General features: G+C 74.9%; 24 protein-coding genes and 1 pseudogene. 14 read left to right on the top strand and 11 right to left on the bottom strand.

What is annotated here, in order from left to right; all coding sequences use genetic code 11:
* Positions 1 to 96 precede the first annotated feature (96 nt).
* The 4 genes from AB0G08_RS19695 to AB0G08_RS19680 all read left to right on the top strand — a co-directional run bounded on the left by AB0G08_RS19695 (position 97) and on the right by AB0G08_RS19680 (position 4,010).
* Positions 97 to 1,494 carry a glycoside hydrolase family 6 protein gene (locus AB0G08_RS19695; RefSeq protein ID WP_358089768.1) on the top strand — a complete coding sequence of 466 codons (1,398 nt, stop codon included), beginning with the start codon at positions 97 to 99 and terminating at the stop codon, positions 1,492 to 1,494.
* Positions 1,495 to 1,711: 217 nt separating this feature from the next.
* Entirely contained in the window at positions 1,712 to 2,296 is a 585-nt protein-coding gene (locus AB0G08_RS19690) for a general stress protein (RefSeq protein WP_358089765.1), read from the top strand.
* A 233-nt stretch (positions 2,297 to 2,529) separates the two neighbouring features.
* Positions 2,530 to 3,012: a MarR family transcriptional regulator gene (locus AB0G08_RS19685; protein ID WP_358089762.1), complete on the top strand. Its 483-nt coding sequence runs from the start codon at positions 2,530 to 2,532 to the stop codon at positions 3,010 to 3,012.
* An 11-nt stretch (positions 3,013 to 3,023) separates the two neighbouring features.
* Entirely contained in the window at positions 3,024 to 4,010 is a 987-nt protein-coding gene (locus AB0G08_RS19680) for a pirin family protein (RefSeq protein ID WP_358089760.1), read from the top strand.
* A 67-nt stretch (positions 4,011 to 4,077) separates the two neighbouring features.
* On the opposite strand, the gene AB0G08_RS19675 is transcribed toward AB0G08_RS19680, so the two are convergent.
* The gene (locus tag AB0G08_RS19675) at positions 4,078 to 4,206 is read right to left on the bottom strand and encodes a hypothetical protein (RefSeq protein ID WP_256442366.1); all 129 of its coding nucleotides are present in this window, start codon (positions 4,204 to 4,206) and stop codon (positions 4,078 to 4,080) included.
* A 142-nt stretch (positions 4,207 to 4,348) separates the two neighbouring features.
* Here AB0G08_RS19675 and AB0G08_RS19670 point away from each other — a divergent pair, with 142 nt between their 5' ends.
* Positions 4,349 to 5,938, top strand: coding sequence for a phospholipase D-like domain-containing protein (locus AB0G08_RS19670; protein ID WP_358089757.1), 1,590 nt, complete (start codon positions 4,349 to 4,351; stop codon positions 5,936 to 5,938).
* 4 nt (positions 5,939 to 5,942) lie between these two features.
* On the opposite strand, the gene AB0G08_RS19665 is transcribed toward AB0G08_RS19670, so the two are convergent.
* The gene (locus AB0G08_RS19665; RefSeq protein ID WP_358089754.1) at positions 5,943 to 6,695 is read right to left on the bottom strand and encodes a hypothetical protein; all 753 of its coding nucleotides are present in this window, start codon (positions 6,693 to 6,695) and stop codon (positions 5,943 to 5,945) included.
* A gap of 355 nt (positions 6,696 to 7,050) precedes the next feature.
* On the opposite strand from AB0G08_RS19665, the gene AB0G08_RS19660 reads away from it, so the two are divergent.
* Positions 7,051 to 7,878, top strand: a complete 828-nt coding sequence (locus tag AB0G08_RS19660; protein ID WP_358089752.1) for a SigB/SigF/SigG family RNA polymerase sigma factor — start codon at positions 7,051 to 7,053, stop codon at positions 7,876 to 7,878.
* Between the two features lie 177 nt (positions 7,879 to 8,055).
* Here the strand turns inward: AB0G08_RS19660 and AB0G08_RS19655 are convergent, their stop codons facing one another.
* The 3 genes from AB0G08_RS19655 to AB0G08_RS19645 are packed head-to-tail and all read right to left on the bottom strand — an operon-like array spanning position 8,056 to position 10,843.
* A complete protein-coding gene (locus AB0G08_RS19655) occupies positions 8,056 to 8,646 on the bottom strand; it encodes a GNAT family N-acetyltransferase (RefSeq protein WP_358089750.1) in 591 nt (196 codons plus the stop codon).
* Positions 8,643 to 10,169: an APC family permease gene (locus tag AB0G08_RS19650; protein ID WP_358089747.1), complete on the bottom strand. Its 1,527-nt coding sequence runs from the start codon at positions 10,167 to 10,169 to the stop codon at positions 8,643 to 8,645. Before AB0G08_RS19650 ends, AB0G08_RS19655 begins: the two co-directional genes overlap by 4 nt.
* Positions 10,170 to 10,216: 47 nt before the next feature.
* A complete protein-coding gene (locus tag AB0G08_RS19645; protein ID WP_358089745.1) occupies positions 10,217 to 10,843 on the bottom strand; it encodes a GPP34 family phosphoprotein in 627 nt (208 codons plus the stop codon).
* Positions 10,844 to 10,984: 141 nt separating this feature from the next.
* Here AB0G08_RS19645 and AB0G08_RS19640 point away from each other — a divergent pair, with 141 nt between their 5' ends.
* The 3 genes from AB0G08_RS19640 to AB0G08_RS19630 are packed head-to-tail and all read left to right on the top strand — an operon-like array spanning position 10,985 to position 14,758.
* A complete protein-coding gene (locus AB0G08_RS19640; RefSeq protein WP_358089742.1) occupies positions 10,985 to 11,827 on the top strand; it encodes a helix-turn-helix transcriptional regulator in 843 nt (280 codons plus the stop codon).
* A gap of 39 nt (positions 11,828 to 11,866) precedes the next feature.
* A complete protein-coding gene (locus AB0G08_RS19635; protein ID WP_358089740.1) occupies positions 11,867 to 12,067 on the top strand; it encodes a DUF397 domain-containing protein in 201 nt (66 codons plus the stop codon).
* Positions 12,068 to 12,097: 30 nt separating this feature from the next.
* Positions 12,098 to 14,758: an ATP-dependent helicase C-terminal domain-containing protein gene (locus AB0G08_RS19630; protein WP_358089738.1), complete on the top strand. Its 2,661-nt coding sequence runs from the start codon at positions 12,098 to 12,100 to the stop codon at positions 14,756 to 14,758.
* A 73-nt stretch (positions 14,759 to 14,831) separates the two neighbouring features.
* Here the strand turns inward: AB0G08_RS19630 and AB0G08_RS19625 are convergent, their stop codons facing one another.
* Complete coding sequence (locus AB0G08_RS19625; RefSeq protein ID WP_358089736.1) at positions 14,832 to 15,557, bottom strand: protein phosphatase 2C domain-containing protein; 726 nt, start codon at positions 15,555 to 15,557, stop codon at positions 14,832 to 14,834.
* A gap of 228 nt (positions 15,558 to 15,785) precedes the next feature.
* Between AB0G08_RS19625 and AB0G08_RS19620 the strand changes: the two genes are divergently transcribed.
* From AB0G08_RS19620 to AB0G08_RS19605, 4 genes are all read left to right on the top strand, one after another.
* Positions 15,786 to 18,398, top strand: a complete 2,613-nt coding sequence (locus AB0G08_RS19620) for a glycoside hydrolase family 9 protein (RefSeq protein WP_358089734.1) — start codon at positions 15,786 to 15,788, stop codon at positions 18,396 to 18,398.
* Between the two features lie 152 nt (positions 18,399 to 18,550).
* Positions 18,551 to 19,081: a hypothetical protein gene (locus AB0G08_RS19615; protein WP_358089732.1), complete on the top strand. Its 531-nt coding sequence runs from the start codon at positions 18,551 to 18,553 to the stop codon at positions 19,079 to 19,081.
* A 52-nt stretch (positions 19,082 to 19,133) separates the two neighbouring features.
* A complete protein-coding gene (locus AB0G08_RS19610) occupies positions 19,134 to 20,054 on the top strand; it encodes a hypothetical protein (RefSeq protein WP_358089729.1) in 921 nt (306 codons plus the stop codon).
* 166 nt (positions 20,055 to 20,220) lie between these two features.
* Positions 20,221 to 20,754, top strand: coding sequence for a GNAT family N-acetyltransferase (locus AB0G08_RS19605; RefSeq protein ID WP_358089726.1), 534 nt, complete (start codon positions 20,221 to 20,223; stop codon positions 20,752 to 20,754).
* A gap of 16 nt (positions 20,755 to 20,770) precedes the next feature.
* Here the strand turns inward: AB0G08_RS19605 and AB0G08_RS19600 are convergent, their stop codons facing one another.
* The 4 genes from AB0G08_RS19600 to AB0G08_RS19585 are packed head-to-tail and all read right to left on the bottom strand — an operon-like array spanning position 20,771 to position 24,357.
* The gene (locus AB0G08_RS19600) at positions 20,771 to 21,736 is read right to left on the bottom strand and encodes a TIGR03885 family FMN-dependent LLM class oxidoreductase (protein ID WP_358089723.1); all 966 of its coding nucleotides are present in this window, start codon (positions 21,734 to 21,736) and stop codon (positions 20,771 to 20,773) included.
* Between the two features lie 56 nt (positions 21,737 to 21,792).
* On the bottom strand, positions 21,793 to 23,205 hold the full coding sequence (locus tag AB0G08_RS19595; RefSeq protein WP_358089721.1) for an NADP-dependent succinic semialdehyde dehydrogenase: 1,413 nt from the start codon (positions 23,203 to 23,205) through the stop codon (positions 21,793 to 21,795).
* 12 nt (positions 23,206 to 23,217) lie between these two features.
* Positions 23,218 to 23,481 carry a DUF6343 family protein gene (locus AB0G08_RS19590; RefSeq protein ID WP_358089718.1) on the bottom strand — a complete coding sequence of 88 codons (264 nt, stop codon included), beginning with the start codon at positions 23,479 to 23,481 and terminating at the stop codon, positions 23,218 to 23,220.
* 9 nt (positions 23,482 to 23,490) lie between these two features.
* On the bottom strand, positions 23,491 to 24,357 hold the full coding sequence (locus AB0G08_RS19585; protein WP_358089715.1) for an NAD(P)H-binding protein: 867 nt from the start codon (positions 24,355 to 24,357) through the stop codon (positions 23,491 to 23,493).
* Positions 24,358 to 24,553: 196 nt separating this feature from the next.
* On the opposite strand from AB0G08_RS19585, the gene AB0G08_RS19580 reads away from it, so the two are divergent.
* Positions 24,554 to 25,165 (top strand): antibiotic biosynthesis monooxygenase, encoded by a 612-nt coding sequence (locus AB0G08_RS19580; protein WP_358089712.1) that lies wholly within the window; start codon positions 24,554 to 24,556, stop codon positions 25,163 to 25,165.
* 32 nt (positions 25,166 to 25,197) lie between these two features.
* Here AB0G08_RS19580 and AB0G08_RS19575 read toward each other — a convergent pair.
* Positions 25,198 to 25,287, bottom strand: a pseudogene (locus AB0G08_RS19575) (spermine synthase); the annotation flags it as partial.

Below are 25,287 nucleotides of genomic sequence, written 5' to 3'. Positions count from 1 at the left end.
TCGCGACGGGGGCCCTTCACATCGTCGCCGTCAGCACGTAGTTTGACGGCGCATGGGAGCGCTTCCAGCGGCGCTCCTCGATGAATGGGAGATCCCGTGAGAAGCAGACCCGCACTCGCCGCGGCGGGCGCCGCCGCAGCGGCGCTCACCGTCGCCGCCACCGTCGCCGTCGGCATCGTCCGAGCTCCCGCCGCCGTCGCCGCCGACTCGGCGTTCTACGTCGACCCGGCCACGGCCGCCGCGGCGTGGGTCGCCGCCAACCCCGGCGACCCCCGGGCCGCCGTCATCTCCGAGCGCATCGCGCGCGTCCCCCAGGGCCGCTGGTTCACCCGGACCAACACCTCGACGGTACGGTCCGAGGTCGACGCCCTCGTCGGCGCGGCGGCGGCCGCCGGCAAGGTGCCGATCCTGGTCGTCTACAACATCCCGAACCGCGACTGCAGCGGGGCGAGCGGCGGCGGCGCGCCCGACCACGCCACCTACCGGCAGTGGGTCGACCAGGTCGCGGCCGGCCTGGCCGGGCGGCCCGCGACCATCGTCCTGGAACCGGACGTGCTGCCGCTGATGACCAGCTGCCAGAACGCCGCCCAGCAGGCCGAGACGAAGGCCTCCATGGCGTACGCCGGCAAGAAGCTGAAGGCGGGCTCGGCCGCCGCGAAGGTCTACTTCGACACCGGGCACTCCGCGTGGCTCTCCCCCGCCGAGGCCGCCTCCCGGCTGCTCGGCGCGGACATCGCCAACAGCGCCGACGGCATCTCGCTCAACGTCTCCAACTACCGGCGCACCGCCGACGAGGTCGCCTACGCCAAGGCCGTGATCGCGGCGACCGGGGTGTCCCGGCTCAAGGCGGTCGTCGACACCAGCCGCAACGGCAACGGGCCGGCCGGCTCCGAGTGGTGCGACCCCGCCGGGCGCGCCATCGGCACCCCGAGCACCACCGCCACCGGCGACCCGGCGATCGACGCGTACCTCTGGGTGAAGCTGCCCGGCGAGGCCGACGGCTGCATCGCGCCGGCCGGCCAGTTCGTGCCGCAGCGGGCGTACGACCTGGCCCTGGCCGCCGGCCCGGCGCCCACCACCGCGCCGCCGACCACCGCCCCGCCCACGACGGCCCCGCCGACCACGGCGCCGCCGACCACCGCCCCGCCCACGACACCCCCGGCCACCACTCCCCCGCCGACCGGCGGCTGCGCGGTGTCGTACACCCCGAACTCGTGGTCCGGCGGCTTCACCGCCGAACTGCGGGTGACCAACCACGGCGCCGCGCTCACCGGCTGGACCATCACGTTCGCCCCCGGCGCCGGTGTCCGGCTCACCAACGGCTGGAACGGCGACTGGACCCAGTCCGGCGACCGGATCACGGTCCGCAACGCCACGTGGAACGCCAGCCTGCCCACGGGCGGCACGGTCTCGCTCGGCTTCCAGGGCACCTGGCCGGGCGGCCCCCTGCCCACCCCGACCGCCTTCACCCTCAACGCCACCGCCTGCTCCTGACCCCCCGCGCCTCCCCCGCCCCCCGCCCCCGACGCGTCGATCATGCAGTTGTGGTGCCCGGTGTGACCGCATGAGCGGCTTATGCGGACCACCACAACTGCATGATCGGCCGTGGTGGGGGTGGGGAGGGGGAGGGAAGGGAGGGGTGTTCGCCCGCGGGGGTGGCGTTATCGGGCGACGGCGACGGGAACGCGGGGGGTTGACGAAGGAGGAACTCATGACCACACCGTCGAGTCCCACCTCGGCATGGCGGCCCGGGATGCCGGGCGGCGACACCCTGCCGTCCGGTCCCGCCGGCCGGCCGACCGCCCCCGGCCACGACGGGCACGGCCCGGAGACCGGTCCGCCCACCGTGACGATCGGGTCGTACCCGGACTATCCGTCCGCCCAGCGGGTCGTCGACCACCTGGCCGACAACCGGTTCCCGGTCGAGCACAGCGCCATCGTCGGCACGAACCTCACGCTGGTGGAGACCGTGCTCGGGCGGATGACGACCGGGCGGGCGGCCCTGGCGGGCGCCGGCACGGGCGCCTGGTTCGGACTCTTCATCGGGCTGCTGTTCGGCATCTTCACCGCCGGCAACTGGATCGCGGTGATCCTGGTCGGGCTGCTCGTCGGCGCGATCTGGGGGGCGGTGTTCGGCGCGGTCGCGCACGCGATGACCGGCGGCCGGCGCGACTTCACCTCGGCCAGCTCACTGCGCGCGGGCCAGTACGCGGTGATCGTCGACGCGCAGTTCGCCGAGCAGGCCCGTCAGCTGCTCGGCCGGATGCACATGACGGCCTCGCCGGCCGCCCGCTGAGGGCCCGCCGGGGCGCCCGCCGGCCGGATCCGCCCGGACCCCGTCGGCCGGCAGCCGGCCGGCAAGCGGCGGGTGTCCGCGCCGGCGGGTCGACCATCGACGGCGGGTCGGCCGTCGACGGCGGGCGGTCGCGCCCACGGGCGTCATTCAAAGCTGTACGACTGCCTCGCGGGCGCGGGTGACCGCGCTCACGGGGCAGTTGTTAAATTTTGAAGGAGTGCTACTGTCGTGGCGTGACCGAGAGCCTGGACAGTGCCCGCCTCGCCGCCTGGCGCGCCTACATTGAGGCGAGCCAGCGGCTCTACACGCGGCTCGAGGACGACCTGCGCGCCGACAGCGCGCTCACCTTCGCCGACTACCACGTGCTCGTCCTGCTCTCCGAGGCGCCGGGCCAGCGGCTGCGGATGGGCGAGCTGGCGAGCCGCCTGGTCTTCTCGCCGAGCCGGCTGACGTACCAGATCACCACGATGCAGCGGCGCGGCCTGGTGGCCCGGGAGTCCTGTCCGGACGACCGCCGCGGCAGCGAGGCCGTGCTCACCGCCGCCGGGCTGCTGGCCCTGCGCGAGGCCGCCCCCCACCATCTGCGTTCGGTGCGCGCCCACCTGATGGACGACCTCGACGACGCCGAGGTCGCCTGCCTCACCCGGATCTTCGAGCGGCTCGGCCGGCGCCTGCGCGCGGACCGCGACGCGTCGACCGCCCACCCCCACAACTGAGGAGTACCCCGATGCCCGCCATCACCGTCGACAACGTGCTCGTCCTGCCCCGCCTGCCCCGGCTCGACGAGTCCACCGCGTTCCGCCCGGTCCGCCGCCTGACCACCGCGCCCAGCGGCTACGAGGGCGAGGGCTTCCCGGTCCGCCGGGCGTTCGCCGGCGTGCCGGTGACCGAGCTGGACCCGTTCATCCACCTGGACCAGATGGGCGAGGTGGACTACGCCCCGGGCGAGCCGAGGGGCACGGCCTGGCACCCACACCGCGGCTTCGAGACGGTGACGTACATGATCGACGGGATCATGGACCACCAGGACTCGCAGGGCGGCGGCGGCACGATCACCAACGGCGACACCCAGTGGATGACGGCCGCGAGCGGCCTGCTGCACATCGAGGCGCCGCCGGAGCACCTCGTCGTGAGTGGCGGGCTGTTCCACGGCACCCAGCTCTGGGTCAACCTGCCCCGGGCGGCGAAGATGAACCCGCCCCGCTACCAGGACATCCGCGGCCGGGAGGCGGCCCTGCTGACCACGCCCGACGGCGGCGCCCTGATCCGGGTGATCGCTGGCGAGATCGCCGGGCACCGGGGGCCGGGCTCCACCCACACCCCGATCACCATCACCCACGTGACCGTGCAGCCGGGCGCCCGCGTCGACCTGCCGTGGCGGCCGGACTTCAACGCCCTGGTCTACGTGCTGGGTGGGCGGGGCACGGTGGGCACCGACGGGCGGCCGGTGCACACCGGTCAGCTCGCCGTGCACGGCCCGGGCGACGCGCTGACCTTCGCCGCGGACGCGAGCCAGGACGGCCACACCCCGGCGCTGGACCTCTACATCATGGGCGGCGAGCCGATCCGGGAGCCGGTGGCGCACTACGGCCCGTTCGTCATGAACACCCGCGACGAGCTGCTCCAGGCGTTCGAGGACTTCAAGGCCGGCCGGCTCGGTGTCGTGCCCGCCGAGCGGCTGCCGCACACCGACGGCCAGGCCCCCAGGCCCTGAGCCCACGCGCGGACGGTGGGCGCCCCGGCACTGCCGGCGGCGCCCACCGGCGCGTCGGGATGCGGCGTCAGGAGACGGCGAAGATGCCCGCCACGCCCAGGATCACCATGAGCAACACCGTCACCAGCGCACCCCGCTCACTTTCGACCGCCTGCTCGCGGTACTCGGTCACGGAGTTCGTCTTCTCGCCGGGCATGGTGTTGCCTCCTCGGTGTTCGCGTCGTGATCGGGCGGGTGTCGGGGGTCGTCCGACCGGGTCACCGGGGTGCCGGTCGGGATGCGGACCCGCGACGTGGGTCCTACCGTGAGGACGTTGTCGACCTCGGGGGGCTGGAACGGTGGCACCACGCAACTGGTTCCTGAGCGCAGCCGAACGCGCCAACCCGGTGTCAGAGTTACCCGTTTGGACCAGCGGAAACCTTGCCGAGCCGTTAATTCACGGTGCCGCGTACTTCGACCGGCTGGTGGACGAGGTGGAGGCCCTGGAGGCCGGCGACCACCTCTTCTTCACCGACTGGCGGGGCGACCCGGACCAGCGGTTGCGGCCGGACGGGCCGACCGTGGCGCAGGTCTTCGCGCGCGCCGCGCAGCGGGGCGTGGTGGTCAAGGGCCTGATCTGGCGCTCCCACCTCGACCTGCTGGCCTACAGCGAGGCGGAGAACCGCAACCTGAGCGAGACGGTCTCCGCCGCCGGCGGCGAGGTGCTGCTCGACCAGCGGGTCCGCCGGGGCGGCTCGCACCACCAGAAGCTGGTGGTGCTGCGCCACCTCCGGGCGCCGGAACGGGACGTCGCCTTCGCCGGCGGGATCGACCTGTGCCACAGCCGGCGCGACGACGCCGCGCACCGGGGCGACCCGCAGGCGGTGCAGATGTCCACCCGCTACGGGGACCACCCGCCCTGGCACGACGTGCAGCTGGCGGTACGGGGGCCGGTGGTGGGCGCGCTGGACACCACCTTCCGGGAGCGGTGGAGCGACCCGATGCCGCTGGACTCGGAGAACCCCCTCGCGTACCTCCGGGACCGGCTGCGCCACGCGGACCTGCGGCCCGACCCGCTGCCGCCGCAGCCCGCCGACCCGCCGCCCTGCGGCCCGCACCACGTCCAGGTGCTGCGCACCTACCCGGCGGTCCGGCCCCGCTACTCCTTCGCCCCCGACGGCGAGCGCACGGTGGCCCGCGGCTACACCAAGGCGGTGCGGCGGGCCCGGCGGCTGATCTACCTGGAGGACCAGTACCTCTGGTCCACGGAGGTGGCCGACCTGTTCGCGCGGGCGCTGCGGGACAACCCCGACCTGCACCTGGTCGCCGTGGTCCCCCGCTATCCGGACGTGGACGGCCGGCTGGCGCTGCCGCCGAACACGGTCGGCCGCGAGCAGGCGCTGTCGCTCTGCGAGCGGGCGGCCCCGGAGCGGGTGCACGTGCTCGACGTGGAGAACCACGCCGGCACCCCGGTGTACGTGCACGCCAAGGTCTGCGTGGTCGACGACGTGTGGGCCAGCGTGGGCAGCGACAACTTCAACCGCCGGTCCTGGACGCACGACAGCGAGCTGTCCTGCGCGGTGCTGGACGACACCCGCGACGAGCGGGCGCCGACCGACCCGGCGGGCCTCGGCGACGGCGCCCGGGTCTTCGCCCGGGAGCTGCGGCTGCGGCTGTGGCGCGAACACCTGGACCGCGACCCCCACGGCGGCGAGGACGCCGACCTGATCGACCCGGCCGACGCCGTGGCGGCGATCACCGCCGCCGCCGACGCGCTGCAACGGTGGTACGACGGCGGGCAGAACGGCCCCCGACCGCCGGGCCGGCTGCGGCCGCACCGGGCGGAGCGGCTGCCCTGGTACACGCGGGCCTGGGCGCTGCCGGCGTACCGGCTGGTCTACGACCCCGACGGCCGGCCGCTGCGGGCCCGTCGGGCCGGCACCTGGTGAGCGTTCAGGCGGGCACGAAGAGGGCGTCGGCCCGGGTGGGCGCGTCCCCGGCGGTATCGGCCTCCCCGGCGTGGACCGTCAGCCCGCCGGGGTAGGCGAACGAGGCGCGCGGGGAGTAGAAGCCGAAGCCGATCGTCAGCGGGTTCTCCGGGCGGAGCGCGTAGATCGGGTGCGTCGGCTCCAGGAACTCCACCGACTCGATCACGAACGGGTCGACCGGTTCGGCGACGTACGGGTAGACGGAGCTGAGCAGCTGCCCGTCCCGGGACGTGAAGTAGCGGTGGTGCCCGCTGCTGATCGCCCGGCCCGTCTCGCCCACCTGGCAGTGGGCGCGGATCACCGGCACGCCGTCGATGTCCGTCTCGGCGACGATGTCCCCGTCGCGGCGCTCGATGCGGGTGCGGCCGACGACGGCGGGCGCGCCCCGCGCGGCGGCGTAGGCGCGGACCCGTTCGCTACTGGTCACGTAGTGCGTCCACCAGCCGCCGGGGTTGGTGCCGCCCGGCGCGTCCACCCCGGCCAGCGCCACCCCGAGGTAGGTCAGCGAGTACGCGCCGAAGCCGGAGGTCTGGCTCTCGTCGTCGACCACGTACTGGTTCATGAAGACCAGCCGGTCGGCCGACGGGCGCAGCCCGGCCGGGACCAGCGCCGCGACCGCGTCCGGGTCCGCCGGCAGCCAGCCGAAGAAGAGCGTGCGGCTGTCGACGACGAGATGGGGGGCGGCGGGGTCGAGCACGGCACCTCCGGAGCGGGGCATGTTATCCGCACGCTACGGCCCGTCCCGTTGACGGGACAACGACGGAAAGCCGACATTCGACGCCGGTCATTGGGGGAACCGTAACCGCTCGGCCGGCCCGTCGGGGCTGCTCGGATGCGGCACCGTCGATGTCCGGTGGGGGCGGCTGGCCGTACGCCCGAGGTAAGTCGGCTCACAATCCGAGGCGGCTTAGTCCCATTCGCGTCCTTCGTGGCGGAAAATTACTTAAGTACATCGTACTTTCGGCTAGATTTCGTCAGACCGATCGGGCTAAGGTGACTTCCGAACGGACATCTGAACTTAAACGTAAGCGTCACGTCTTTCATCCGCGGACGAGGTGCAGGGAGGACCACCCATGACCGCGCCAACGATCAGCGAACCGGCGACCACAACAGCGCCGAGCGCCACCCCGAAGCTCGACCCGCGCGCGCTCACCGACAGCGCCGCCGATCTGCTCAACGCGATGGCCGCGCTGCCGGCCGGCCACCCGTCCCGCGCCGCCCTGCGCGACCGGGCGATCGAGGCCTGGCTGCCGCTCGCCAACCACCTCGCCCACCGCTACAGCGGCCGGGGCGAGCCCACCGACGACCTGGCCCAGACCGCCGCCGTCGGCCTGATCAAGGCGATCGACAAGTTCGACCCGTCCCGCGGTGTCGACTTCGCCGGCTACGCGATCCCCACCATCATCGGTGAGCTCAAGCGGCACTTCCGCGACCGCACCTGGGACATCCGGGTCCCGCGCCGGCTGCAGGAGCTGCGGCTGGCCATCTCCGACGCCAACAGCTCGCTGTTGCAGACCCTCGGCCGTTCGCCGACGGTCGCCGACATCGCCGCCCACCTCAAGCTCACCGAGGAAGAGGTGCTGGAGGGCCTGGAGGGCGCCCGCGCCTACAACGCGGTCTCGCTCTCCACCCCGACCGGCGACGGCGACCGCGCGACCGAGCTGGGCGACATGCTCGGCGGCGAGGACGGCGAGTTCGAGCTGGCCGAGCTGCGGGTCGCCCTCGGCCCGGCGCTGGCCACGCTCGACGAGCGGGAGCAGAAGATCCTCACGCTGCGGTTCTACGGCAACCTGACGCAGTCGCAGATCGCCGAGCAGATCGGCGTCTCGCAGATGCACGTCTCCCGGCTGCTGGCCCGCGCGCTGACCAAGCTGCGGGGGCAACTCGACGGCACGTACTAGGAGTCGTTGGACGATGGCCGGGCCGGCGGGCCCGGCCATCGCCGTGTCCGGCGCGGGCACGTCAGCATCGCCGTGTCCGGCGCGGGCACGTCAGCATCGCCGTGTCCGGCGCGGACGTCGACCACTGGAGGACGAGCGCCCGGGCCACCTCGCGCGGGGTGGCCCGGGGGCGTCGTTTCAGCGTGCGGGTTCCCGCCACATCGGCCAGAACGGCGTGCCGTCGGGCAGGTGGAACGGCTCGGCGACGCGGTAGCCGTGCCGCGCGTACAGGTCGCGGCCGGTCTCGCTGGCCGCCTCCAGGTAACCGGGCATCCCCTCGGCGTCCAGGACGGCGTGGTGGTGCCGCAGCAGCGCGCTGCCCAACCCCTGCCCCTGCCGCTCCGGTGCGACGGCGAGGAACGCCAGGTGGTGGTGGTCCGCGTGCGGGTGGTGGGCCTCGAAGAGCTTGTCCAGGTGCGCGAACCGGTCGGTCCACTCCCCGCACGCGGCGGCCAGCCGGGCGTCGTAGTCCTCCGGCGGCGGGGCCGGGTCGCCCACCGTCGGGAACCAGACCGCCACCCCCGCCCGGTCCGCGGTCGCGTGGACGAGGCCGTGCCGCATCGCGTGGTCCACCAGGATCGCGAAGTTGCCGGCCAGCACGGACTGCCGCCGCCCGGCGTCGGGGACCAGCCAGCGGGGAGCGTCGAGGGCCATGAACGCCTCGGCGATCCGCCCGGCCACCAACGACGTCTCCCGCGGCCCGAGCCGCTCGACGCGTACCCCGCTCACCGGCGCGCCCCCGTCGCGCTCGGGACGGGCCCGCCCACACGCCCGGTCGCCGGCACCGTCGTCGCCACGCTCTCCGCGCCCAGACCGATCCGGGCGTACGTGTCGGGGCGGTTGCCGCGCAGCACCAGCGCCCACAGCAGGCCGAGCAGCGCGGCCACCGGGTAGACCGCCGGGACCGCCCAGCGCAGGGGCGAGTCCGGCGCCACCCCGAGCAGGTCGGCGAAGTTGACCACCGCCAGCACGACGATCACGGCCAGGGCCATGGCGGCGAGGCCGGGGGCGACCGCGCCACGCCACAGCGTCTCGTCCACCCGGCCCCGGGCGAAGAACGCGATCACCGCGACCGAGGTGGTGGCGATCAGCAGCAGCACCCCGAAGCCGCCGGCCGTGCCGACCCAGTAGAACAGCTGCACCACCGGGTCCCAGCCGTTGAGCGCGTAGAGCACGATCACCACCAGCCCGAGCGCGCTCTGCGCGAGGGAGGCCGCCCGGGGCGACCCGGTGCGCGGCGAGGTCTGCCCGAACACGGCCGGCAGCACCCGCTCCCGGCCGAGCGCGAAGGCGTACCGGGCGGTGGTGTTGTGGAATGAGATCATCGCGGCGAGCACCGAGGTCAGGAAGAGCGCCTGGCCGATGGTGACGGCGGTGCCCCCGAGGTGCGCCTCGGCCAGGTTGAAGATCAGCCCGATGCTCTGCTCGCCCGCCTCGGCGGCGATCCGGTCCGGCCCGACGGCGACGGTCATGCTCCACGAGGACAGCGCGTAGATCCCCGCGATGATGGCGATGGAGAGAAAGGTGGCCAGCCGCACCGTCCGCCGCGGGTCCTTGCTCTCCTCGCTGAACACCACGGCGGACTCGAAGCCCACGAAGCCCAGGATGGCCAGCACCAGCACCGCGCCGGCGCCGGGTACGAGGAGGTTCTCCGGTGCCAGGGCGGCGAAGCTGACCTCCCCGCCGGCCGGATGGGTCAGCTGCCCGAGGTCGAAGACGACGATCACCACCATCTCGGCGACCAGCAGCGCCGCCAGCACCAGGCCGTTCAGGTCGACCCGGAGCAGACCGAGCACCCCGACCGTCGCCCAGGCGACCAGCGCCACCAGCCACCACGCCGGGGCCACCCCGAACAGGCGGCCCAGCACCGGTTCCGCGGCGGCGCCGATGGTGCCGTAGAGCCCCACCTGGAGGGCGTTGTAGGCGATCAGCGCCACCCAGGCGGCGCCGACGCCCGCCGGGCGGCCCAGCCCCCGGGCGATGTAGGCGTAGAACGCGCCGGCGTTGGTCATCCGCCGGGCCACCGCCACGTACCCGATGGAGAAGAGGGCGAGCACCGCCGCCACCGTCAGGAAGGCCACCGGGATGCCGAGCACCCCGACGACCCCGTAGCCGGTGGTGACGACGCCGGCCACCACGGTCAGCGGGGCCGCGGCGGAGAGGACGAAGAAGATCACCGACGGGACGCCGAGCCGGCCGCGGGCCAGGGCCTCGGAGACGTTGCTCGGTCGGCCGAGCGTGGGTGTCGACATGCGCGTACTCCGGATCGAGGGGGTGGGAGGGGTGGGAGGGGGCCCGGTCAGCCGACGCCGCGCAGCACGGCGGCGCCGACCGCGGCCTCGGTGTGCGCCACGAGCTCCCGCAGCGGCTCGGGCAGCGCCGGGATGAGCACGCCCAGCCGGTGGTGCGCCCGGGGGCCGGCGCTCCACAGCACCTCGCGGCTGAGCCCGGCGGCGACGACCAGACCCAGCAGCGTCGCGTCGGGCACGCCCGGCGGTTCCGGCCGGTCGAGCAGGGCGCGCAGCCGGGTGGCCGGCCAGGCCACCGCGTTGAGGTCGTTCGGCAGGTAGCTGACGGTGGTGCGGAGCAGCCGCCGGCTCTCCTGCCGGCGCAGCACACCCGCCCTGACCAGGCGCTCCCCCACCGAGGTGGTGGCGGTCTGGGCCAGGAAGCTCAGCCAGGTGCGCACCGGGTGCTGCTGCGTCTCGCCGACCACCTGGTCGAGCACGGTGTGCGCCAGCGCGTCCGTCGGCGGGCGACGGTCGAGCACCGTGACGAGCCCGGCGGAGACGGTGACGTGGCCACGCAGGACCAGTTCACCGAGCAGCCCTCCGGCGAGGCCGAGGCCGGTCGCCGCCGGGTGCAGCTTCGCCTTGCCCCGACTGTCGTTGTGGGTGATCAGGAAGAACTCGTCGGCGATGAGCAACCGGTCCTCCCGCGCGGGTTGTCCACAGTGATCGCAACCGGGCAAGGATGCACCGGCCGTGACTGCAACGCAACTCCCGTATGTGGAAGTTGCACTCCGTGCTGGGGCGACCTGCGGATCTTGTCGTGACAGACTCGGAGGGTGACCGCGAGCCCCACCGTCCGCCGGCGCCGCATCGCCCGGGAACTCCGCCAGTTGCGCGAGCGCGCGGGCATGACCCTGGACGTCGCCGCCCGGCAACTGGACATGTCCAAGAGCAACCTGTCCCGCATCGAGAACGCCCAGATCGGCATCAAGCCGCGCGACGTGCGGGCCGCGCTGGCGCTGTACGAGGTGACCGGGGCCGACGCCGAGGCGCTGATCGAGATCGCCCGCGGGGCGCAGCAGCGCGGCTGGTGGCAGAGCTACAGCGACGTGCTGCCGGAGTGGTTCGAGTTCTACGTCGGGCTGGAGGCGGAGGCGGCGACCCTGCGCACGTACGAGGTCGAGGCGGTGCCCGGGCTGCTGCAGACCGAGGCGTACGCGCGGGAGGTCTTCCGGCGCACGGCGGGCGAGGACGGGATCGAGCGCAAGGTCGCCGCGCGGCTGCACCGGCAGAACGTGCTGCACCGCGAAAATCCGGTCGAGTTGTCCGTGGTGCTCAACGAGGCGGTGCTCTGCCGCCCGGTCGGCGGCAACGCCGTGATGGCCGACCAGATGGCCCATCTCGCGAAGGTCTCTCAGTTACCGAACGTCACTCTCCAGGTACTTCCGTTCTCGGCCGGCGGGCACCCGGCGATGAACGCGCCGTACGTCGTGCTGACGTTCGCCGATGCCGCCGACGCGACCGTGGTTTACCTGGAAAACCTCACGATGGGACTGGCTCTGGAGGAGGCCGGCCAGGTGCGCGGGTATAGCCTTGTGCACGAGGAGCTGTGCCGGATGGCACTCGGTCCGGACGCGTCCTTGACCCGCCTGACGGAAGCTTCTCGTCACTTTGCGTGACCGCTGACGCGGCACGCCGGCACAGACGGGGGTACCGCGATGACCGCGCTCGACCTGACCCGGGCCCAGTGGCGCACCAGCACCCGCAGCGTGGGCAACGGCAACTGCGTGGAGGTCGCCGCCGCCGGGGACCGGGTCGCCGTCCGGGACAGCAAGGACCGGCCCGGTCCCGTGCTGGCCTTCCCGGCGTCGGCCTGGCGCGCCTTCGTCACCGGCGTCGACGGGGTACGCCCCGACTGAGCCGCTCCCCCGGCGGTGCGAGACTGGGCCGTGCTCTCGGACGTGCCCCTCGACCTGCCCGTACGGCCGGTGCTGCCGGAGCTGGTCGCCGCGCTGCGCGCAACCGGCGCCGGGGTGCTGGTCGCCCCGCCCGGGACCGGCAAGACGACCCTCGCCCCGCTGGCCGTGGCCGACGAGGTCGCCGGTCGCGTGCTGGTCGCCCAGCCGCGCCGGGTGGCCGCCCGCGCGGCGGCGCGCCGGATGGCCGCGCTGCTCGGCGAGCCGCTCGGCGAGCGGATCGGGTACGCCGTGCGCGGCGAGCGCCGCAGCGGGCCGCGAACCCGCGTCGAGGTGGTCACCACCGGGCTGCTGGTCCGGCGGCTGCACCGCGATCCCGAGCTGGCCGGCACCGGCGCCGTGCTGCTCGACGAGTGCCACGAGCGACAGCTCGACGCCGACCTGGCGCTCGCGTTCACCGTGGAGGCCCGGGCCGCGCTGCGCCCCGACCTCTGGCTGCTGGCGATGTCGGCCACCCCCGAGGCGGACCGGTTCGCCGCGCTGCTCGGCGGCGCGGAGGCTCCCGCGCCGATCGTCCGGGCGTCCTCGGCCCTGCACCCGGTGACCCGGATCTGGGCGCCGCCGCCCCGGCCGGTGGCCGCGCCCGGGGCCGGCCCGGTCGACCGGGGCCTGCTCGACCACGTCGCGGCCACCGTGCGCCGGGCGCTGCGCGAGCGCGACGGGGACGTGCTGGTCTTCCTGCCCGGGGCCGGCGAGATCGGCGCCGTCGCCGGCCGGCTGGCCGACCTGCGCGACGCGGTCGCCGTCCTGCCGCTGCACGGCCGGCAGCGCGGCGCCGACCAGGACGCGGCGCTGCGCCCGGCCGACCGGCGGCGGGTGGTGCTGGCGACGGCGGTGGCGGAGAGCAGCCTGACCGTGCCGGGCGTCCGGGTGGTGGTGGACGCCGGGCTGTCCCGGGTCGCCCGGATGGACCTGGCCCGCGGGCTGGGCGCGCTGGTCACCGTCGGAGTCTCCCGGGCGGCGGCCACCCAGCGGGCCGGCCGCGCGGGCCGGGAGGCCCCCGGGCACGTCTACCGCTGCTGGTCGGCGGCCATCCACGAGCGGCTGGCGGCGCAACCGGAGCCGGAGATCGCCACCGCCGACCTGACCGGCTTCGCCCTGGAGCTGGCCGCCTGGGGGTCGCCCGACGGCACCGGGCTGGCCCTGCCCGATCCGCCCCCGGCGGCGTCGATGGCGGTGGCCCGCGACACCCTCACCACCCTCGGCGCGCTCGACGCGGACGGCCGGATCACCGACCGGGGCCGGGCTATCGCCGCCGTCGGGGCGCATCCCCGCCTGGCCCGGGCGCTGCTCGACGGGGCCGGCCGGGTGGGGGTGGACCGGGCGGCGGAGGTCGTGGCGGTGCTCGCCGAGGACACCGTTGCCGGGCCGGGCGACGACCTGACCGCCGCCTGGCGCCGGCTCCGCGCGGGCGCGGACCCGGGTGCCACCGCCCGCTGGCGCGCGGAGGTACGCCGGCTGCGCGCCGCCCTGCCCGACGCCCCCGCGCATCGGCCCGACCGGGCGCGCCCGCCCCACGGCTCCGGTGCGGCGACGGCGGGCGGCACCGGCCGGACGCGGCCGACCCGGCACCCGGCCGGGGACCCGCCCGCCGTGCACCCGCTGGGGCACGGCCACCCGGCCCCCGCCGGGGACGCGGGCCGGGGCCGGCTGACCGACGACCTGGCCGCCGGGCTGTTGGTCGGGCTCGCCCACCCGGAGCGGCTCGCCCGGGTGCGCCGGCCGGGCGGCTCGGCGTACCTGATGAGCGGCGGGACCGCGGCGGAACTGGCGCCCGGGTCGGGGCTGGTGGGCGCCGACTGGCTGGCCGTCGCGGTGGCGGACCGCTCCCCCGGCGCCCCGACCGCCCGGGTGCGGCTGGCCACCCCGCTCGACGAGGCGACCGCCCGGGAGGCGGGCGGGCCGCTGCTGCGCACCGAGCGGGAGGTCGGCTGGGCCGGCGAGGACGTGGTGGCCCGGGAGGTGGTGCGGCTGGGCGCGATCGAGCTGGTCGAGCGGCCCATCACCCGGCCCGACCCGGCGGAGGTGGCGCAGGCGCTGCTGACCGGCCTGCGGCGTACCGGCCTCGGGTTGCTGACCTGGACCCCGGCGGCGCGGGCCCTGCGCGAGCGGCTGGCGTTCTGCCGGCACGCGCTCGGCGGCGACTGGCCCGACGTGGGCGACGAGGCGCTGCTGGCCGACGCGCCCGCCTGGCTGGGCCCGGAGCTGGCCCGCGCCCGCCGCCGCGCCGACCTGGCCCGGGTCGACGTGGCCGGGGCGCTGCGCCGCCTGCTGCCGTGGGCGCTGGCGGCCCGGCTGGACGAGGTGGCGCCGGAGCGGATCACCGTGCCGAGCGGGTCGCGGATCCGGCTCGACTACGCCGACCCGGCGGCGCCGGTGCTCGCGGTGAAGCTCCAGGAGACCTTCGGCTGGCGGGACGCGCCGCGGGTCGGCGACGGCCGGGTGCCGGTGCTGCTGCACCTGCTCTCGCCGGCCGGGCGACCGGTGGCGGTCACCGCCGACCTGGCCTCCTTCTGGCGCACCGGCTACCCGCAGGTGCGGGGGGAGCTGCGCGGGCGCTACCCGCGCCACCCGTGGCCGGAGGACCCGAGCACGGCCCCGCCCACCCGGCACGCCGCCCCGCGCCGACGCTGAGCGGGCTCAGGCCGTCACCGCGCGGGCGGCGACGCCGTGCGGCTCGCGGCGCCGAACTGCCCGGTCCGCCCGCTCACTCCTCCACGACGTCGGCGACGACCACCGTGACGTTGTCCGGCCCGCCGGCGCGCAGCGCCAGGTCGATCAGCCGGCGGGCGCAGTCCGTGCGGTCCGGGTGCGCGGCGAGCACCTCGGCGAGGGTGTCCGGGCGGACGACGTTGGACAGCCCGTCGCTGCACAGCAACCAGCGGTCCCCGGGCCACGGCACCATCGTCGCGTACGCCGGGGAGACCTCCTCGCCCTGCAACGCCTGGGTGACCACGGCCCGGCGGGGGTGGCTGCTGGCCTGGTCGGCGGTGATCACCCCCTGGTCGACGAGCATCTGCACGAACGTGTCGTCCCGGGTGATCTGCTTGAGCACGCCTTCGCGGAACAGGTAGGCGCGGGAGTCGCCGACGTGGGCGAGGGCCAGGCAGCTGCCCGTCCGGGCGAAGAGCAGGGCGGTCAGGGTGGTGCCCATGCCCTGCCGCTCCGGATCCTCGGCGACCGCCTGGTGGATCCGCGCGGTGGCCAGCTCGATGCCGCTCTGCAGCGCGGCCACCAGCGCGTGCTCCGGTGTCTCCACGTCGAGCGGAGCGACCGCCTCGATGGCGATCGCGCTGGCCAGGTCGCCGGCCGCCATCCCGCCCATGCCGTCGGCGACGGCGACGAGCCAGGTGCCGGCGTGCAGTGCGTCCTGGTTCCCACTGCGGATCAGCCCACGGTCGCTCGTTCCCACGGAACGCAGCTTCAGGGTCATGGGTGGCAGCCTGCCAGGCGAAGGGCTCAGTTGTCTCTAGGAGATCGAGACCTCGGCGCGTCGCGCGGCGAATCTCACTGTCCCGGGCCCCGCCGGGCGATTCGGATCCATCCAGTCGGATCGATTGACAGGGTGCCGGGGGCACTGGAACCATCAACGCATCTGGGAGCGCTCCCAGTCTGCCACCACCAGCCCCCGTCCCCCCGCAGTCGTCCGGAAGGAACACCCGTGACGCCACCCCGACGCCGCCTCGCGCTGCTCGCGGCCGCGACCACCCTCGCCCTGACCGGAACCACCGCCGGCACGGCCCACGCCGAACCGCCCCCCGACGCCCCCGAGCAGATCGACAACGGCGACTTCAGCGCCGGCGTGTCCCCCTGGTTCTCCTACGGCACCGGCGCGCTCGCGGTCACCGACGGCCGGCTCTGCACGACGGTGCCCGGCGGCCTGGCCAACCCCTGGGACGCCGGCATCGGCCAGGACGGCGTGCCGCTGGTCGCCGGGGCCGAGTACACCCTCGGCTTCGACGTCTCCGCCACCCCCGGCACCGCCGTCAAGGCCGTCCTGCAACTGGGCAGCGCCCCCTACACCACGTACGCCAGCGTCGACGCCACCGCCGGCGGCACCGCCCAGCGGGCCGAGAAGACGTTCACGGTCGCCGAGGGCAACCCGGCCGCCCAGCTGATCTTCCAGGTCGGCGGCAACGCGGCCGAACAGACCGTCTGCCTGGACGACGTCTCGCTGCGCGGCGGCGACCCGCCCGAGCCGTACGTGCCGGACACGGGGCCACGGGTGCGGGTCAACCAGGTCGGCTACCTGCCCGGCGGGCCGAAGAACGCCACCGTGGTGACCGCGGCGACCGAGGCCCTGCCCTGGCAGCTCCGCTCCGCCGCCGGCGCGGTCCTGGCCAGCGGCACCACCACCCCGCGCGGCGTCGACGCCGCCTCCGGGCAGAACGTGCAGACGCTCGACTTCTCGTCGTACCGGACCCCGGGGGCGGGGCTGACGCTGGTCGTCGACGGCGAGACCAGCCACCCCTTCGACATCTCGGGCACCCTCTACGACCGGCTGCGCGCCGACTCCCTCCAGTTCTTCTACGCCCAGCGCAGCGGCATCGCCATCGACGGCGACCTGATCGGCGCCGAGTACGCCCGGCCGGCCGGGCACCTCGACGTCGCGCCCAACAAGGGCGACACCTCCGTGCCCTGCCAGCCGGGCGTCTGCGACTACTCCCTCGACGTGCGCGGCGGCTGGTACGACGCCGGCGACCACGGCAAGTACGTGGTCAACGGCGGCATCGCCACCTACCAGCTGCTGAACACCTTCGAGCGGACCCGCACGGCCGCCACCGCCGGGCACGGCGCGGCCCTCGGCGACAACACGCTGCGGGTGCCCGAGCGCGGCAACGGCGTGCCGGACGTCCTCGACGAGGCCCGCTGGGAGCTGGAGTTCCTGCTGCGCATGCAGGTGCCCGCCGGCAAGCCGCTCGCCGGGATGGCCCACCACAAGATCCACGACCGGAACTGGACCGGGCTGCCGCTCGCCCCGCACGACGACCCCGAGCAGCGCGAACTGCACCCGCCGTCCACCGCCGCCACCCTCAACCTGGCCGCCGTCGCCGCCCAGTGCGCGCGGCTGTTCGCCCCCTACGACGCGGCCTTCGCGACGCGCTGCGGCACGGCGGCGAAGACGGCCTACGCCGCCGCCAGGGCCAACCCGACGCGGTACGCCAGCCCGACCGACAGCACCGGCGGCGGCGCGTACGACGACACGAACGTCACCGACGAGTTCTACTGGGCCGCCGTCGAGCTCTACCTGACCACCGGGGAACAGCCGTACCTGGCGGACCTGACCGCGTCGCCGCACCACACCGGGGACGTGTTCGACCCGCGCGGCTTCGGCTGGCAGGGCGTCGCCGCGCTGGGCCGGCTCGACCTGGCCACGGTGCCGAACGGGCTGCCGGCCGCCGACCTGGCCCGCGTACGCGCCTCGGTCACCTCCGCCGCCGACGCGCACCTCGCCGAGGCGGGCCGGCAGGCGTACGGGCTGCCGATGCCCGGGGACGCGGGCAGCTACTTCTGGGGCGGCAACAGCAACGTCATCAACAACGCGATCGTGCTCGCCACCGCCTTCGACCTGACCCGGGACGCGAAGTACCGGGACGGCGCGGTGCAGGCGATGGACTACGTCCTCGGCCGCAACGCGCTGAACATCTCGTACGTGACCGGCTGGGGCGAGCACGCGGCCGAGAACCAGCACAGCCGGATCTTCGGCCACCAGCTCGACCCGGACCTGCCGAAGCCGCCCGCCGGCTCCCTGGCCGGCGGCCCGAACGCCGCCCTCCAGGATCCGTTCGCCGCCAAGCTGCTCGCCGGCTGCAAGCCGATGTTCTGCTACGTCGACGACATCAACTCGTACGCGACCAACGAGGTGGCCATCAACTGGAACTCGGCGCTCGCCTGGATCGCCTCGTTCCTGGCCGACCAGGGTGACTCGGCGGCGGTGCCGGCACCCACCTGCTCCGCCACGTACACCAACTACGGCGCCTGGCAGGGCGGCACCGGGTTCACCGCCCAGGTGGCCATCCGCAACACCGGCACCAGCGCCATCGACGGCTGGACGGCCCGCTTCGCCTTCACCGGCGACCAGAAGGTGCGCGAGGCCTGGCTGGCGAAGGCGACGCAGGCCGGGGCCACGGTCACCGCGAAGAACGAGTCGTACAACGCCCGGATCGCCCCGGGCGGCACGGTCACCTTCGGCTTCAACGCGGTGACCGGCGGCGGCGCCAACCCGGCGCCCGGCCTGATCACCGTCAACGGCGCGGCCTGCACGCTCTCCTGAGCGCGGCGCCCGGCCGGGGTGAGCCGCGCCGCCGCCGCAACGTGGTGGCCTCCGCACCAGGGAGGCCACCACGTTGTGGACGGCGGGGACACCCGACCCCCACCGGGTAAAGAGCTCGCCGGAGGCCTCGGGGCGGCCCTACGGTACGGCGCATGCCCGCTCACCCCCGACCCGACGTGCACCGGCCCGTGTGGCTGCTGGACGTCGACGGCGTCGTCAATGCCGACCGGCCCGGCTGGGGTGGACCGCCGCGCCGCACCATGGTGTGGTCGGACACCGACCGGGTGTCGTACCGGATCCGGTGGGCGCCCGCTCTGCTCGACCGGATCCGGTGCCTGCACCTCGGCGGCGCGGTCGAGGTGCGCTGGTGCAGCACCTGGTGCCCGGACGCGCACCGGCTGGAACAGCTGTGGCGGCTGCCGCCGCTGGTGTCCGCGCTCGACGCCGACCCGATGCCGCGCGGCGCGGACTGTTGGCCGCTGAAGCGCGCCGCCGCTGCCCGGGTGCTCGCCGAGGGGCGGCGCCTGGTCTGGACCGATGACGAGGCGATCCCGGGACCCGGGGCGGCACGCGACAGGCTGACCCGGGGTGGCCGCGCGCTGCTGATCGCGCCGCGCTTCCGGCAGGGCCTCCAGCCCGCCGACCTCGATCTGATCGAGTCCTTCGCCGATGCCACGGCCTGACGCCGTCGATATCGCTGGACCAGCGCGCGGGGCGTACGACAGGGTGGCCGGCATGGACGACGCGGAGCGGCGGGTGTGGGAGCGGCTGCCGGACGGCACCCGCGCCGCCCTGGCCGGCCTGGCCCCGGCGGACCTGCGCACGCTGCTGCTGACGGTGGCGCGCGACCGGGCGGCGGCGGTGCGTCCGGTGGACCTGGTCCGCCGCTGGCGCACGGACCGCTTCACCCGACCGGCGGCGGCCGACCCGCGGGTGCTGTCCCAGGTCGAGGCCCGCCTGTGGCAGCTGCTGCCCGCCGAGTTCACCGGCGTCGACCTCTCCCCCGTCGCCCCACTCGGCACCTGCTCGGCGGTCGCGCCGGTCAGCCAGAACCGGATCGTCACCACCCTGCGCGCCACCGAGGTGCTCAGCGACCCCACCAACGCCCTCGCGGTCGAGGCCGCGGTACGCCGCCGCGAGCAGCCGACCGACGGCGCGGTGCACCTGGCCGCCTGCCACCGGGTGCTGCGGGCGCAGGACTTCGGGCCGGGCTCGTCGGCGCACTTCCGGCTCTTCACGCTGGTCTCCAGTGCCCGCGACGGCGGCTCTGGGCGCACCGAGGCGCGACTGCTCACCCTGCACCTGGCGTACTGGCGCGCGGTGCTCGCCACCCTGCTGCCGCGGTCGGCGGGGGCGCGGGTGCGCCTGACCGTGCTCGACAGCCCCGTCGTCGCGGAGCGGATCGCCGACACCGTCCGGCCGGCGCTCGGCCCGTCGGGCCCACTGCTGGTGGACGAGCCGGAGCGCCGGCGCGGCCGGGGCTACTACGTCGACGCGGCGCTGCGGATCACCGCCGGGCGGGACGCGGACGAGGTAGAGCTCGGCGACGGCGGCTTCACGGACTGGACCGCCAGGATGACCAGCGACGGCAAGGAACGCTGCCTGACGTCCTGCCTGGCCACGGAGCGCCTGACCACCCTCACCCCCACCCCCTGACCCGTAACCCCACCCCGCCCTGCCCCGCCCCGCCTCCCAGCGCGGTCGATCATGCAGTTGTGGTGGGCGACACGCCCCGGATCGCACCTTTTGCGGGGCACCACAACTGCATGATCGACGCGGTGGGGGCGGGCGGGGCGGGGACGGGTGTAGGAGCATGGCCGTCATGAGCGATCAGCGGAGCCCGGGCCTGCGTCCCGGTGGGTTGACGGACGCGCCCGCCGTGCTGCGGCTGCTCGACGACGCCACCGCCTGGCTGGTGGCGCGGGGTCGCACCGGCCAGTGGGGCACCGAACCCGCCTCGACCGACCCGCGACGGATCGCGCAGGCCGAGGCCTGGGCGGCCGGCGGCGGGCTGTGGCTGGCGACGCTCGCCGAGCGGCCGGTCGGCGCGCTGGTGGTGGGGGCGGCCACGGAGTACGTGCCACCCGCCACCGAGCCCGAGCTGTACGTGAACCTCCTGGTCACCGACCGGGCGCACGCCGGATCGGGCATCGGCGGCCGGCTGCTGGCGCACGCCGCGCAGCTGGCCCGGGAGCGCGGGCTCGGCCTGCTACGGGTGGACTGCTACGCGGGCGACGACGGCGCGCTGGTCCGGTGGTACGAGCGACAGGGCTTCACCGCCACCGACCCGTTCACGGTCGAGCGCCCGGGCCGCGACCCGTGGCCCGGGCAGGTGCTCGTCCGCCGCCTGTCCTGACCCGCACCGCCGCCGCTCAGCCGGCGCTGCGCAGCTTCGGCAGCACCTCGGCGCCGAACGCGTCGATGAAGTCCCGCTGCTCCTGCCCGACGTGGTGCAGGGCGATCTGGTCGAAGCCGAGCTCCAGGTACTCCTCCAGCCAGCCGACGTGCCGGCCGAGGTCGGCGGAGACGTTCACGGTCGAGGTGACCTTCTCCATCGGCACGTCCTGCGAGACCACGTCGAAGTGCTCCGGCATCTCCAGGTCCCAGCAGACCGGTGGGGCGAAGACGTTGCTGCGCCACTGGTCGTACGCGAGCCGCTCGGCCTCGGCCTGCTCCGGCGCCCAGCTCACGTGCACCTGCAGGTGCAGCGGCCCACGCCCGCCGGCGTCCCGGTACGCGTCGATCATCTGCCGCAGGTGCGCGGTCGGTGCGTTCACGGTGATCAGCCCGTCCGCCCACTCGGCACACCAGCGGGCGGTGGCCACGCTGACCGCCGCCCCGATCAGCGCCGGCGGCTGCTCCGGGTGGGTCCACAGCTTCGCCCGGTCCACCCGTACCAGGCCGTCGTGGCTGACCTCCTCGCCGGCCAGCAGCGCACGGATCACGTCCACGCACTCGCGCAGCCGGGCGTTGCGGAGGTCCTTGCGCGGCCAGGGGTCGCCGGTGATGTGCTCGTTGCTCGCCTCGCCGGTGCCGAGGGCGGCCCAGAACCGGCCCGGGTACATCGCACCGAGGGTGCCGATCGCCTGGGCGATGATCGCCGGGTGGTAGCGCTGCCCGGGGGCGTTGACCACCCCGAAGGGCAGGTCGGTGGCCTGGAGCGCGGCCCCCAGCCAGGACCAGGCGAAGCCGGACTGGCCCTGCCGCTCGCTCCAGGGCGCGAAGTGGTCCGAGGACATGGCGGCGTCGAAACCGGCCCGCTCGGCGTGGATCACCGCCTCCAGCAGGGCGCGGGGATGGATCTGCTCGTGGGACGCGTGGAAGCCGAACACCGTCATGGCCTTACTTCGTACCCATGACGGCGTCCGGCTACGCCGACGAACCCGGAGGTGGGCTATTCCGCGTGCGCGCCGGCGCCGGTCGAGGCGGCCCCCTCGCCCACCCAGACGGTCTTGGTGTTGCAGAACTCCCGCATGCCGAGCGCGGAGAGCTCGCGGCCGTAGCCGGAGTTCTTCACCCCACCGAAGGGCAGTTCCGGGTAGGACGTGGTCATCCCGTTGACGAAGACGTTCCCGGCGTCGAGGTCGGTGGCGAAGCGTTCCTGCTCCTGCGGGTCGCGGGTCCAGGCGTTGGCACCCAGGCCGAAGGAGGTGCCGTTGGCCACCTCGATCGCCTCGTCGTACGACGACACCCGGTAGAGGCCCGCGACGGGCCCGAAGACCTCCTCGGACCACATCCGCATCTCCGGCCTCAGGTCGGTGACCACGGTCGGCGGGTAGAACCAGCCGGGGCCGGCGGGCGGCTCGCCGCCGCAGAGCACGGTGGCGCCCTTGTCGACCGCGTCCCGCACCTGGGCGTGGATCTCGTCGCGGCCGCCCTCGCTGGCCAGCGGGCCGACGTCGGTGTCGGGGTCCATCGGGTCGCCGACCCGCAGGGCCGACATGTTCGCGGCGAACCTCTCGGCGAAGGCGTCGAAGACGTCGGCGTGCACGATGAACCGCTTGGCCGCGATGCAGGACTGGCCGTTGTTCTGGCAGCGGGCGGTGGTCGCGACCTCGGCGGCCCGCTCCACGTCCGCCGACGGCATCACCACGAACGGGTCGCTGCCGCCGAGCTCCAGCACGGTCTTCTTCAGCTCCCGGCCGGCGATCTGGGCGATCGACCGCCCCGCGCCCTCGCTGCCGGTCAGCGTCGCCGCGCGCACCCGGGGATCGCTGAGCACCCGGTCGACCTCGGCCGAGCCGACCAGCAGGGTGGTGAACGCCCCCTCCGGGAAACCGGCGCGGCGGAACAGGTCCTCCAGCAGCAGCGCGGTCTGCGGCACGTTGGAGGCGTGCTTGAGCAGGCCGGTGTTGCCGGCCATCAGGGCCGGCGCGGCGAAGCGCAGCACCTGCCACAGCGGGAAGTTCCACGGCATCACCGCGAGCACCGGCCCGATCGGCTGGTAGCGGACGAAGGCCCGGGTGGCCTTGACGGCCCCCGCGTCGGCGGGCTCGTCGGCGAGGAAGTCGGCCGCCTTCGCCGCGTAGAAGCGGCAGGCGGCGGCGCACTTGGTGACCTCGGCCCTGGCGGAGGCGTACGTCTTGCCCATCTCGGTGGTCATCAGCCGGGCGATCTCGTCGCGCTCGGCCTCCAGCAGGTCGGCCGCCGCGTTCAGCCAGCGCCCACGCTGCTCGACGGTGGTGCCGCGCAGCTGTCGGTACGCCAGGTCGGCCCGCTCGATTGCGGCGTCGATCTGCTCCGCCGACATCGGGTCGTAGGTCTTGAGCGTCTGTCCGGTGGCGGGGTTGGTGGTCGCGATGGGCATCTCGTACTCCTGTCACTCGAAGAGTGAGTGGCGGGCGCCCGGCTCCTCCCGGCGGCGGGCGGCACGGCGGCGCTGGATGATGATCAGATCGACCACGGCCACCACCGCGAAGACCACGCAGAGGACCCCCAGCCACACCAGGTCGGCGTTGAACGCCAGCACCGCGAAGACGGTCATGGTCACCAGCCCGAACCCGGCGAGCAGGAGCCGCAGGTTGAGCGCGCTGTAGGCGTGGCCGACCGTGCCACGGGCGCGCCGGGGCTGCGATCTCGTCATTGCACGGACCTACCCCCGATCGCCCCGCTTAACCCGCCCCGGCCGGTCGGCTGACCCGGAAGCCCCGTCGGTGCGCCAGGCGCCCCGGGCGGCCGCGTCGGCGGCGTAGGCCGTGAAGTCCTTCGGCGCCCGCCCCGTGACCTGCCGGACGGTGTCGGTCGGCTCGGCGTCGCCGAGCTCCCGCAGCGCGGCGAAGGCGGCGATCTCCGCCTCGATCTGCGCGGGCGGCAGGCCCAGCGGGGTCATCGCGGCCCGGTAGTCCTCGGCGGCGCCGAGATGGCGGACCGGGCGCCCGGCGGCCCGGGCGATGACGTCGGCCGCCTCGCCGAAGGAGAGCGCGCGGGGGCCGGTGATCTCGTGGACCCGGCCGTGGTGACCCTCGCCGGTGAGCGCCGCCACGGCCACCGCCGCGATGTCGTCGGCGTCGACGAAGCCCTGGCGGGCGTCGCCCACGGGCACGGCCACGGTGCCGGCGAGCACGGCGTCGCGGAAGAAGCCCTCGTCGAAGTTCTGGTTGAACCAGTCCGGCCGCAGGATCGTCCACTCGACGCCGCAGTCGCGCACCAGCTTCTCGGCGGCCAGCAGCCGCTCGTCACGCATCGCCCGGCTGGACAGCAGCACGACGCGCCGCACGCCACGCTCGACGGCCAGCCGGACGAACGCCGGATCCACCGGCACGTCGTGCGGGGCCATCAGGTAGAGGCGGGACGCGCCGGCCACGGCCGGCTCCCAGGTCGCCGGCGCGGCCCAGTCGAAGCGGACGGCGCCACGACGCGACGCGGCCCGGACCGGCAGGCCCGCGTCCGACAGCCGGTGCGCCACCCGCCGGCCGGTCGAGCCGGTGGCGCCGAGCACGAGGATGTCGTCTGCACTCATGGGCCCAGTCGACCACCGACCTCCGACAAGTTCCCGGCGCCAGGGGCCGGCGGGCCGCGTCACGCCGACCGCCCGGCCGCGTCGTCCTGGCGGCGGGTCGCCCTGCCGGTGGGCCGCGTCACCCCGCCGGTGGGGTGCGTTACACCGGCGGCCCGTGAGCCTGTCGAACGGGCTCCGGCCGGAGAAGATGGCCGGTATGACGATGACCCACGCGCTGCCGGTGACCGTCGCCGTCGCCCGGCGCACCGACCCCGCCCGGACCAGCGAGATGGTGGCCTGGATGCGGGCCGGCACCGCGCTGGCCGAGGCGTTCCCGGGGTTCCTCGGGTCCGGCTGGGTGCGCAGCGCGCCCGGCTCCGGCGAGTGGCACGTCATCTACCGCTTCGCCGACCCCGAGACGCTGCGCCGCTGGGAGGAGTCCCCGCAGCGGCACTGGTGGCTCTCCTCCGCGCAGGGCATCGTCGAGCACACCCGGGTCGAGCGGCGGACCGGCATCGAGGGCTGGTTCGACCCGCAGCGGGAGCACGCGGTGGAGACCGTGCCGGTCGGCGCCGAGCCGACGGTGCCGCCGCCGTCCCCACCGCGCTGGAAGCAGGCGGTCACCATCTGGCTGGCGTTCTTCCCGCTCAGCCTGACCGCGACACTGCTCACCAGCCGGTACCTCCCCGACGTGCCGCTGGCCGCCCGGGTGCTGATGATGACCCTCACGCTGACCCCGCTGATGACCTACCTGGTGCTGCCCCGGATCACCCGGACCCTGCACTGGTGGCTGCACGGCCAACGCGCGCCCTGGCGCCCGGCCGGCTGACCCGCGCCCGGCTCAGCTGACCCGCGCCCGGCGGCGTACTCCACCGAGGTCAGGTGGGCCGGCGTGCGGGCACCGGCGAAGACGTCGGCGACCACGATGTCGTAGCTGGCGTCCCGTCTGGC

The organism is Micromonospora sp. NPDC023644 (assembly GCF_040640115.1).
Taxonomy (GTDB): domain Bacteria; phylum Actinomycetota; class Actinomycetes; order Mycobacteriales; family Micromonosporaceae; genus Micromonospora.
Note: the sequence above shows the minus strand (reverse complement) of the source record. Positions and strands in the feature narration are given on the sequence as shown.